The 8,860-nt window shown below is 27.3% G+C and carries 14 protein-coding genes and 1 pseudogene; 4 read left to right on the top strand and 11 right to left on the bottom strand.

Translation table 11 applies throughout. The features are described 5' to 3' along the window. Positions 1–153: 153 nt before the first annotated feature. From K4897_RS09105 to K4897_RS09095, 3 genes are all read right to left on the bottom strand, one after another. Entirely contained in the window at positions 154–1,002 is an 849-nt protein-coding gene (locus tag K4897_RS09105; RefSeq protein ID WP_250416120.1) for a PfkB family carbohydrate kinase, read from the bottom strand. Between the two features lie 22 nt (positions 1,003–1,024). Further along, the gene (gene pdxS, locus K4897_RS09100; RefSeq protein ID WP_004033648.1) at positions 1,025–1,906 is read right to left on the bottom strand and encodes a pyridoxal 5'-phosphate synthase lyase subunit PdxS; all 882 of its coding nucleotides are present in this window, start codon (positions 1,904–1,906) and stop codon (positions 1,025–1,027) included. A gap of 68 nt (positions 1,907–1,974) precedes the next feature. Beyond that, the gene (locus K4897_RS09095; RefSeq protein WP_250416118.1) at positions 1,975–2,823 is read right to left on the bottom strand and encodes a cation diffusion facilitator family transporter; all 849 of its coding nucleotides are present in this window, start codon (positions 2,821–2,823) and stop codon (positions 1,975–1,977) included. 97 nt (positions 2,824–2,920) lie between these two features. On the opposite strand from K4897_RS09095, the gene K4897_RS09090 reads away from it, so the two are divergent. From K4897_RS09090 to K4897_RS09075, 4 genes and pseudogenes are all read left to right on the top strand, one after another. Beyond that, the gene (locus tag K4897_RS09090) at positions 2,921–3,103 is read left to right on the top strand and encodes a hypothetical protein (protein ID WP_019265487.1); all 183 of its coding nucleotides are present in this window, start codon (positions 2,921–2,923) and stop codon (positions 3,101–3,103) included. Positions 3,104–3,260: 157 nt separating this feature from the next. Beyond that, positions 3,261–3,819: pseudogene (locus tag K4897_RS09085) on the top strand (hypothetical protein); the annotation flags it as partial. Between the two features lie 135 nt (positions 3,820–3,954). Then, positions 3,955–4,188 (top strand): AbrB/MazE/SpoVT family DNA-binding domain-containing protein, encoded by a 234-nt coding sequence (locus K4897_RS09080; protein ID WP_019264415.1) that lies wholly within the window; start codon positions 3,955–3,957, stop codon positions 4,186–4,188. Continuing rightward, positions 4,185–4,622: a type II toxin-antitoxin system VapC family toxin gene (locus K4897_RS09075; protein WP_019267083.1), complete on the top strand. Its 438-nt coding sequence runs from the start codon at positions 4,185–4,187 to the stop codon at positions 4,620–4,622. The genes K4897_RS09080 and K4897_RS09075 overlap by 4 nt, the downstream gene beginning before the upstream one ends. A gap of 453 nt (positions 4,623–5,075) precedes the next feature. On the opposite strand, the gene K4897_RS09070 is transcribed toward K4897_RS09075, so the two are convergent. The 8 genes from K4897_RS09070 to rpl37A form a co-directional block, all read right to left on the bottom strand. Next, positions 5,076–5,516, bottom strand: a complete 441-nt coding sequence (locus tag K4897_RS09070; protein ID WP_019267082.1) for a hypothetical protein — start codon at positions 5,514–5,516, stop codon at positions 5,076–5,078. A gap of 13 nt (positions 5,517–5,529) precedes the next feature. Then, positions 5,530–6,219 (bottom strand): HisA/HisF family protein, encoded by a 690-nt coding sequence (locus K4897_RS09065; RefSeq protein ID WP_019267081.1) that lies wholly within the window; start codon positions 6,217–6,219, stop codon positions 5,530–5,532. A 647-nt stretch (positions 6,220–6,866) separates the two neighbouring features. Beyond that, a complete protein-coding gene (locus tag K4897_RS09060) occupies positions 6,867–7,151 on the bottom strand; it encodes a DUF3194 domain-containing protein (protein WP_019267080.1) in 285 nt (94 codons plus the stop codon). A 34-nt stretch (positions 7,152–7,185) separates the two neighbouring features. After that, on the bottom strand, positions 7,186–7,536 hold the full coding sequence (locus K4897_RS09055; RefSeq protein ID WP_004033636.1) for a prefoldin subunit beta: 351 nt from the start codon (positions 7,534–7,536) through the stop codon (positions 7,186–7,188). 62 nt (positions 7,537–7,598) lie between these two features. Continuing rightward, the gene (locus K4897_RS09050) at positions 7,599–7,865 is read right to left on the bottom strand and encodes a KEOPS complex subunit Pcc1 (RefSeq protein ID WP_019267079.1); all 267 of its coding nucleotides are present in this window, start codon (positions 7,863–7,865) and stop codon (positions 7,599–7,601) included. After that, positions 7,862–8,344 (bottom strand): ribonucleotide-diphosphate reductase subunit beta, encoded by a 483-nt coding sequence (locus tag K4897_RS09045; protein WP_019264421.1) that lies wholly within the window; start codon positions 8,342–8,344, stop codon positions 7,862–7,864. The genes K4897_RS09050 and K4897_RS09045 overlap by 4 nt, the downstream gene beginning before the upstream one ends. Positions 8,345–8,394: 50 nt before the next feature. Beyond that, complete coding sequence (locus K4897_RS09040; RefSeq protein ID WP_004033630.1) at positions 8,395–8,526, bottom strand: DNA-directed RNA polymerase subunit P; 132 nt, start codon at positions 8,524–8,526, stop codon at positions 8,395–8,397. 3 nt (positions 8,527–8,529) lie between these two features. Further along, a complete protein-coding gene (gene rpl37A / locus K4897_RS09035) occupies positions 8,530–8,799 on the bottom strand; it encodes a 50S ribosomal protein L37Ae (RefSeq protein WP_004033629.1) in 270 nt (89 codons plus the stop codon). Between the last annotated feature and the right edge of the window lie 61 nt (positions 8,800–8,860).

Here is an 8,860-nt window from a genome sequence, read left to right as displayed (position 1 = left end):
TTATTATATAAACTAAAAAAATTCAGAAATCATATATAATTATTTTTTCATTAATTAATAAAGTTTTCTAATTAAATAAAATTTAAATAAAAGCTTAAAAAAACAGATAATATTATTATAAATATATATAATCATAATACAAGTAAATTAAAGTTATATTAAAGATTTGTACGGTCCAAATGACATTAATTTTTCACTAGCTATTAATGAAGCGAATTCTCCAGCTTCTTTTGGTGAATCTAAAAGCAATCTCTTTAGAATATAAGCTGCCATATATGTATCTCCACAGCCAGTAGCATCCATTATATTATCAACTTCTACAGCCTCAATTTTAATTTCATCACTCTCAACAATAATTCTGGAACCATCACTGCCATTTGTAATTACAATTTCATCAATATCATACTTATTATAATTACCGTCATCAAATACAATTTTAGCTTCGCTTTCATCTAAAAATATACCTGTAACTCCATTTAAAATATCCTCTAAATCATTATACATTTCTAATTTAATTGAATAATTTTTATCATCAATTTTTTCATCTGGAAGACGTAAAAAACCCTGAACAGATAAATAAATTGGCACATTGAAAGTTTTTAGATAATCAACTGTTTCAACAGGAAAATCATTTCTATTTAGAGGATTTAAAATAAATGCATCAATTTCAAAAATATCATCTAAAACAAACTCCAGCTGATTTTTTAAAAGCGGAATATCTGCAAAATTACTGTACTGTTTTCTAATATCCGAATTATCCCCTTCAGGATATTCATTAATAAAATAATGAGTATCGTCTCCAACAATAGGAATTAAATTACCTAAATTTGGAAAGTCCTTAATTAAATCTAGATTATTAAAGTTTGCAACTGCAACATAATCCATATTAAACTCTTCAAAAACAAATGATTGAAAATAACTGGCTCCTCCAGCAGCAGATGTTTTTGAATTTGAAGTAATGATTTGGTCTTGTGTTAGCGGACCAATAACCACAATTGTCATAAAAAAAGTAAAAATAAGGAATTTAAATTCCTCTGTCTTGCATTCTGTCAGCTTCAGATAATGTAGACATTTCTAAACCTTTCATAGCTTCCCCAAGTCCTTTTGAAACTTCAGCTAATACTTCAGGTTTATCATAATTTGCAGTTGCTTCAACAATAGCTTTAGCAAATGCTTCCGGATTATTGGATTTGAAGATTCCAGAACCTACAAAAATACCGTCAGAACCTAACTGCATCATTAAAGAAGCATCTGCAGGAGTAGCAATACCTCCAGCTGCAAAGTTAACTACAGGTAATTTACCAAGTTGTGCAGTTTCTTTAACAAGATCAATTGGAGCTTCTATTTTTCTTGCATATTTCCATAATTCTTCTTCATCTAAACCTTGAATAGTTCTGATTTCTCCTAAAACCATCCTCATATGGCGAACTGCTTCAACAATATTTCCTGTACCTGGTTCACCTTTGGTACGAATCATTGCAGCACCTTCATCAATTCTCCTTAAAGCTTCCCCTAAGTTACGTGCACCACATACAAAAGGAATAGTGAATTCTTTTTTGTTTAAATGATATTCTTCATCAGCAGGCGTAAGTACTTCACTTTCATCAATCATATCTACACCTAATGTTTCTAAAATTTGTGCTTCTGCAATATGACCAATTCTAGCTTTAGCCATAACAGGAATTGAAACTGCATCTACAACTTCTTCAACAATAGTAGGATCAGCCATCCTAGCTACTCCTCCAGCAGCACGAATATCAGCAGGTACTTTTTCTAAAGCCATAACAGCTACTGCACCAGCATCTTCAGCAATTCCTGCTTGTTCTGCATTTACAACATCCATAATAACTCCGCCTTTTGTCATTTTAGCGAAGCCTTCTTTTAAAACATCTGTTCCTTTTTCCATGAAAAGATTCTCCATAACTAATTTATAAAAATATAACACTTTATATATTTTTCATAACTTATAATTGTTTACATAAATTCAACTGTCGTGTCTATTATATGATATTTAGAAGCAATAGTCTGAATCTCGTTTTTAACTTCATCACCATTATTAACATCATCAATGATTATTTTTAATGTTAAAATAGAATCAATACCGTCTAAAGACCATAAGTGCATATCTGAAATATTATCAACATGATTTAAACTTTCTATTTGGGATTTGACTTCACTAACATCAATATTTTTAGGTGATTTTTGAAGTAAAACACAGACAGACTCATGTAATGCTTTACCCATATTATATAATAACCATAAGCTAATTATTAATGAAAGTAACGGATCTAAAAATGATACATTCCAAAACATTAATATTACACTAATAATTAAAATAGCTACCCATCCGAATACATCTCCTAAAAGATGAAATAGAATAACTTTTTCATTAATGGTTTCTCCTTTATGAAGTTTAAAAACAGAAACACCTTTAAATATAATCCCGACAATAGCTACTAAAAGCATCCATCCTGCTTCCGGTGCTACAGGATTTAATAAACGTGAAACTGATTCATAAACTACAACAACTGAAACAATAATTACAAAAATTGAAGTTATGACTGCTCCTAAAATAGAAAACCTCTGATAACCATAAGTATAGCTTTCATTTGGATTTTTTTGAGATATATGCTCTAATACCCAAGCCAATCCAACAGATATAGTATCTGATAAATCATGTAAACAATCAGCAAGAATAGCTACACTATTTGTAATTAATCCTCCGAAGATAACTACCACATTAAAAATAATATTTAAAATGAAAACAAAAAGGAGATTACCTGTAGCTTTTTCATGATGTTCATGATTGTGTTCTATTTTCATACACTATTATAAGTTTGATTAAATTAAAAAAGGTTATGATAACACCACAAATATCTTTATATAATTAAATAGACAATATGTATAATAGTGATAAAAAATGGCTTTTGCAGGAATTACTTTATTTTCACATATTTTACCGGTAATATTCGGGTTCTTTGGAGTTTTATTATTAATATCCGGAACATTAGATGAAAATAAATACAAATTCAGTATTGGAATAGTATTATTTGTCTTAGCGGCTATATTACCATATATAATTTTAAGATTTTTGTTATTATAAAATAACATTTTACTCTTTTTACAATTTTGAGTCTGTAAAATTTTATAGGCTTATTTGATTTTGAATTTTTTACAAATGAACTTTCATTCTAATTTTTCTTTAATTTCAATATAAATGATTTAAAAATAGTAAATACTTTAATAAATGAGGACAAATAATGTTTACGATCAAACAAAACAAATCTGTCCTCAATAGTAATATAAACTTCATGATTTTTCTGATGAAAAAATTGATCAAGAAAAAAATCATTTTCAAAAAGACTGAATAAAACACCTGATTTTGAAAATACTAATCATAAAACTATTTTTAGATGAAAATAATACTTTAAAATATGATGATCCTATTTGTCCAGTTTGTAAAAGCCACAAAATAATCAAAAAAGGCACAATAAAAGAACAGCAATATCAATGCAAAAAATGTGGAAAAAAATTCTAAAATATACAATAATCCTTTAATTGGTAAAAATAAACAATTCTTACAAGAAATAATGGATAAAATTTCAGGAATAATGAAAATATGGTATCAATCACCTCGTAAAATAAGTAAATACTTTGAAATATTCCTTGGAATCATAATATCTCATCAAACAATCAAGAACTGATTCCGGCAAAAATCACGAAGAAAACATCAGCAATGAAAAATTTGAATATTCTGACTATTATCAATGGAATTCTAATATTTTTAGACTATCAAATGCAAAATTAGACCGAAAGACACATTAAAATCAATAAACCTATAAAATTTTACAGACTCCAAAAATTTAGAAATCCTTCTTCGAAGATTTCCCAGTATATTATATCATATTAGAAAGAGATAATATCATAGATACTAAAAACCAAGAGGTGAAAAAAATGCTGATATTAGCTACAAGTAAAATTCAAAGCAATTACCAAACCACAATACCAAAAGAAATAAGAAAAAATTATGACATTGACAATGAAACTGTTGTAGAATGGTTTATAAATAAAAATGGAAATCCTGAAATAAATTTTAGAAAGAAAAGAAACTTTAAAAATCTAGCTGGTGCTTTTAAAACTGATGAAAAAACCAATGCTGTAGAATTGAAAAGGGGTTTGTACGAATGAGAAAAATATTCCTAGATACATCTTTCATCTTAGCCTATATCAATTCAAATGATGACTTGCATGAAAACGCTTTAAAACTAGAAGAAGCTGAAAACATTCTCTCACAGAATGTATACATTAATAATAACGTGCTAAACGAAGTTTTAACATTAACAGGCAGAAAAATGAACATAGATGCTGCTGAAGAAATATATTACAGTCTGGTTGACAGCTTTGAAATATTAAATGAATACACGATTTTAAACTACACAGCTAAAACATTTGATATCTTCAAAAAAATTGTTGGAGACAACAGTAAAAAGACAAAACTAAGTTTCACCGATTCAAGCATTATCTTAACCATGAAAGAATCAAACATTACTGAATTGGTCAGCTTTAATCAACAATTCAAAAATTTCAATAAAATTAGTTTAATTGGTTTAGATTATCTATAATTATTAAAATTATTATATATTCTGATAGCATCAACAGGATACTAAAACACGCCCAATACTATCACTTAATTTTTATATCACTATTATGACCCCTCACTAACCTTATTTATGATACCTATTCTTTTTTTTTAAACTTCCCCTCTCCTCAAGTTCATTTCTAATATCCCTTACTTCTGATTTTAATGCTACGTTTTCTTTTTCCATTTGAATGAACTGTAGTGATTTAACAGACAGCTTTTCAACTATCTAAAAATCATTTAAAACAAAAAATAAATATTTAACAACACTATTTATATAAAATAATTGTTAAAATTAATTAAAAATAAAAATTAATGAAATGTAGATTGAATAATATAAAAATAATAAAAAATTAAGCTAAAAATTTTTTGACAAAAAATCAAAAATCAATTTTAGCAGACACCATAATTTTAAAAAAAAGATGGATAAGAATTATCAATAACCGTAAGTTACAACATAACCGCGGTCATCACAGACTCTGAAGTAACCGTCGTCATAATTAATTCTATGATATCCGTTTCCAAGGTCACTACGGGAAACTTCATGTTGTTTTGGATCCCATCCACTATCTAAAACATCAGATTCATGGGCAGTTAAATATTCTTCACCACCATAAATTCTTGTAGGTCTTTCATAACCATCATCTGCAGATTTAGATGATGAACCGCTACTTTTAGATCCGGATGATGAATCAGAATCTGAAGTTACATTATCTACAGACACATTAGTATTATTCGTATTATTAATTGTTGTGCTATTATATGTTTCCTGAGTATTTCCAAAGACAAGTATTGCTCCACAGATTACAACACTTAAACAGATAATAACCAGTACAATAATTAAAGTATCTTTATTAACCACAATATCTTCCTCCATTTATAATTTTTAATCAGTCAAGTAATTTCATTTCACCAGAGTGCAAAGCAGTTCCTACTAAAACCTTTTTTATACCAATATTTTCAAGTTCACTAACTGCTTTGTTATTTAAACCACCTGCTATAATCAGTTTATCTTTCAAATCTTCAAAATCATTCAATAATTCCTGATTATAACCTTTTTGTGTTCCAACACTTGTAATATCCAAAAGAATTATTTCATCAGGATCCAATTCTTTCAAAATTTCTTTAAATTCAGCTAATGAAATGTCTAAATTCCTGGAATATAATTCATTGTCTTTAACATCTACACTTACAACAATCCTTTCTTTAGGATACTTTTCAAAAATCTTTTTAATCTCATCAATGCTTTTTATAGTTTCTGTCGGAACAATTATCTTATATGCATAGTCTAAAAAGAAAGTAAATGATTCAAAATCTTTAACACCCGCATCCAGCATGACAGGTATAATTGTATTTACCATTTTAATATCATGAATATTATGGCCTTTACTTTCAATTAAATCCAAATCCGCAATATATAACTCATCTGCTCCATTAATTGATAATCCATTAGCTATATCAATAGGATTGGCTGATGAGGCGAAAACTGTTTGCAATGGAGTATATGTATCCCTTAATCCAGATTTTCCACTAACAGCAACATTATCTTTTAAATCTAAAACCGGAACTTTTTTAATCATGATTAAATATTTGATAATGTCTAACTATTAATATTTTTGAAAAAAAGTTGTTGATATATAAGGAGGTGAAATTAGGTAAGAACACCTAATTTCCAAATAAAAAAAATAATGATCAATTATAAGGGTTTAACAAAAAATATGTTATGAACCTTACACATAGATTTAACTTCGTAGTATATAAACTTTACTTTATTTTATAAAAATTAAAGTATAATTGATAACTAAATTATACAATAAAGCAGGCTAAATATTAAATAAAATTAGAATATCTAATTTTTAAATTAAACAGAAATATGAAATTTAATAAAAATTTGAATAAATGCAATTTCTGATAAAAGAAAAATCCAAGATATGCTAAATTAAGCTTGAAAAGAAAAATTAAAGATATTTTTTAATACATAACAATCAACAGTGCATCCTAAGTAAAATATTGGTAAAAAATAGCTTGAAGTAATGTATAAAAGAGGAGAACTGAAAGACAATACATTATGTATCTTAAATAGGATGACTTAATGAATAATATAAAACATTACTCCAAACTGTATATTATACATCAACTTCCATAGTATAAATACTTTTTTATAAAAAAGTATTACTTCATTAATATAAAAAATAAAAAAAGTATTAATAAAAATTAAAAAATAAAATTACTGCCTATAATTCTCATCAATATATGAATCAAATTTTAAATAAGCTTCATCAATAGCACCGGCTATCTGATCTTGAGTAATCTCTGAAAGTTTATCAAAAGTAACTCCCACATCAACATCAACATCTAACTGATTATCCTCATAGCTAATGACAATATCCAAATCCAAATCATCTAATTCCTTAGTAGAAATAGCCTTTGAAACTTCAACTTCTAAAATTTCACCAAAATCATCAGAAATAGTAGCTAAATCAGCAGATGATAATTTTTTAAGTTTAGACATAATAATCTATAAAAAAAAGAATTTTATAGGAGAATTATTCTCCTTGTAAACCTTGCATAGCAGCTTGAATGTTGGTTTGCATTTCTTCAAGTTTTTTCATGACTCTTTCTTCCTGACGAGCCATAGTTTGTTTTCTTAACTTAAGAGTTTCTAATTTTTCATTCATATCTTCAACTGCTTGTGCATAATCAACTTTAATAAGTAAGTTTCCAGCTTGTTTGAAAACTTCAGCATTTTCATCAGTTTTGTTAAGTTCTTCAAGAGCAGTTTCACTTTCCTGAATTTGAACTTCAACATTTTGAATTTGCATAGTTACAGCTTGAGCTTGTTGTTGTAATTGTTGAAATTGATTTAATTGATGTTGTATATTTTCTGGAATTTCCATTTTACCACCTATTACGTTTTAATAACTAAAAGTTGTTTTTTATAATATTTAAAAATATTGTATTAAATAGTTAAATTATTAATCTCTAAAGACAATTTAATCCATTTAATAGCAGAATTAACAGAAGCTCTAAAAGAAGTAGAATCTTCTGCATTTATTCTAATTAGAATCATGGATTCATCTAAAGTCAGATTCATAGATGATCTGTAATCAGGAGCAGTTTCAAATTCTAAAACAATAGCATCATAAATTATTTTAGCCTGCTTTTGATTTTCAAATTCAATAGCTATATCACTTTTAACCGATTCAAGAGGACTGTCAAAGTTCATAATTCCCCATCTAAAATCTTTTTAACATTAATTTGCAAATCAGTTTTATCTCCAAATTTATTTACAAAATTAATTTTAGCTATTAAATCTTCTTCCTTAGAAATAAGAATATAATTTTCACCAGCTTTATCTACTAATTCAAAACCTAAAATTTCACTTAAAACATTAAGTTCTTCAACTTTAGAAACTATTTTCAAATTTTTAGGCAGAATATGGCATCTTTCATTAGAAGTATTAACACCAATCAATATTATAAGCAAAACTTCCCCTTTATTTGAATAAAAAGTTACTCTACTAGGATTACCCTTAATCTCATTAACAATAGCCAAATTATGCTCCTCTAATTCAAGAGCTTTTAAAAGTAACTCACGCATATTACTTTTTCCCCTATTTACACTAGTAGAACCAGTTGCATGAGCAAGATTTTTACAAAACTTTCTTGTTTTTTGAGAAGGTTTTCTAGAAGTTGAAATTAACATTTTAAATCATAAAAAATAGTTTTAAAAAATATTAGATAAAAGCAAAATGATTATCTTGCTTTTATAATTCTTGTTACTTCTGGAACATTTTTAAATAAAATCCTATATCTGCATTTAGGACATTTATTTTCCATGTAGCTTTTGTGATCTACTTCAGTTCCACAATGTGGACATCTATACAAGGATTATTCCTCCACATTAACATTTCTTATGTTACGTGCTGCAGATTTTGCCATAGGAGTTTCTGGTACATATGCTCCTCCAGTAAATACTGCACCACATTTTCTACATTTCCAAATTCCAGCAGCTTGTCTTTTTACATAAGGTCTATCACATCTAGGACAAACATGATTTTTTTTCATGTTTTCTTCGATCATTTTTACAGATCTTTTTGCTTTTCTTCCGTATCTTGCACCGAACCTACCTGTAATACCCACTTTTTTTGTTCTTGCCATTTAAATTCTCTCCACATCAAAATAAATATGTAATAATGTAAATATTCAAAATTATTTACAC

The organism is Methanobrevibacter sp. TLL-48-HuF1 (genome assembly GCF_023617305.1).
GTDB lineage: Archaea > Methanobacteriota > Methanobacteria > Methanobacteriales > Methanobacteriaceae > Methanocatella > Methanocatella intestini.
Note: the sequence above shows the minus strand (reverse complement) of the source record. Positions and strands in the feature narration are given on the sequence as shown.

Excerpts from the sequence above, each read along its gene's own strand:
- K4897_RS09065 (WP_019267081.1), bottom strand. The coding sequence starts at position 6,219 with ATGATTAAAAAAGTTCCGGTTTTAGATTTAAAAGATAATGTTGCTGTT.
- K4897_RS09050 (WP_019267079.1), bottom strand. The coding sequence starts at position 7,865 with ATGAACTTTGACAGTCCTCTTGAATCGGTTAAAAGTGATATAGCTATT.
- K4897_RS09060 (WP_019267080.1), bottom strand. The coding sequence starts at position 7,151 with ATGTCTAAACTTAAAAAATTATCATCTGCTGATTTAGCTACTATTTCT.
- K4897_RS09075 (WP_019267083.1), top strand. The coding sequence starts at position 4,185 with ATGAGAAAAATATTCCTAGATACATCTTTCATCTTAGCCTATATCAAT.
- K4897_RS09080 (WP_019264415.1), top strand. The coding sequence starts at position 3,955 with ATGCTGATATTAGCTACAAGTAAAATTCAAAGCAATTACCAAACCACA.
- K4897_RS09055 (WP_004033636.1), bottom strand. The coding sequence starts at position 7,536 with ATGGAAATTCCAGAAAATATACAACATCAATTAAATCAATTTCAACAA.
- K4897_RS09095 (WP_250416118.1), bottom strand. The coding sequence starts at position 2,823 with ATGAAAATAGAACACAATCATGAACATCATGAAAAAGCTACAGGTAAT.
- K4897_RS09045 (WP_019264421.1), bottom strand. The coding sequence starts at position 8,344 with ATGTTAATTTCAACTTCTAGAAAACCTTCTCAAAAAACAAGAAAGTTT.
- pdxS (WP_004033648.1), bottom strand. The coding sequence starts at position 1,906 with ATGGAAAAAGGAACAGATGTTTTAAAAGAAGGCTTCGCTAAAATGACA.
- K4897_RS09070 (WP_019267082.1), bottom strand. The coding sequence starts at position 5,516 with ATGGAGGAAGATATTGTGGTTAATAAAGATACTTTAATTATTGTACTG.
- rpl37A (WP_004033629.1), bottom strand. The coding sequence starts at position 8,799 with ATGGCAAGAACAAAAAAAGTGGGTATTACAGGTAGGTTCGGTGCAAGA.
- K4897_RS09105 (WP_250416120.1), bottom strand. The coding sequence starts at position 1,002 with ATGACAATTGTGGTTATTGGTCCGCTAACACAAGACCAAATCATTACT.
- K4897_RS09090 (WP_019265487.1), top strand. The coding sequence starts at position 2,921 with ATGGCTTTTGCAGGAATTACTTTATTTTCACATATTTTACCGGTAATA.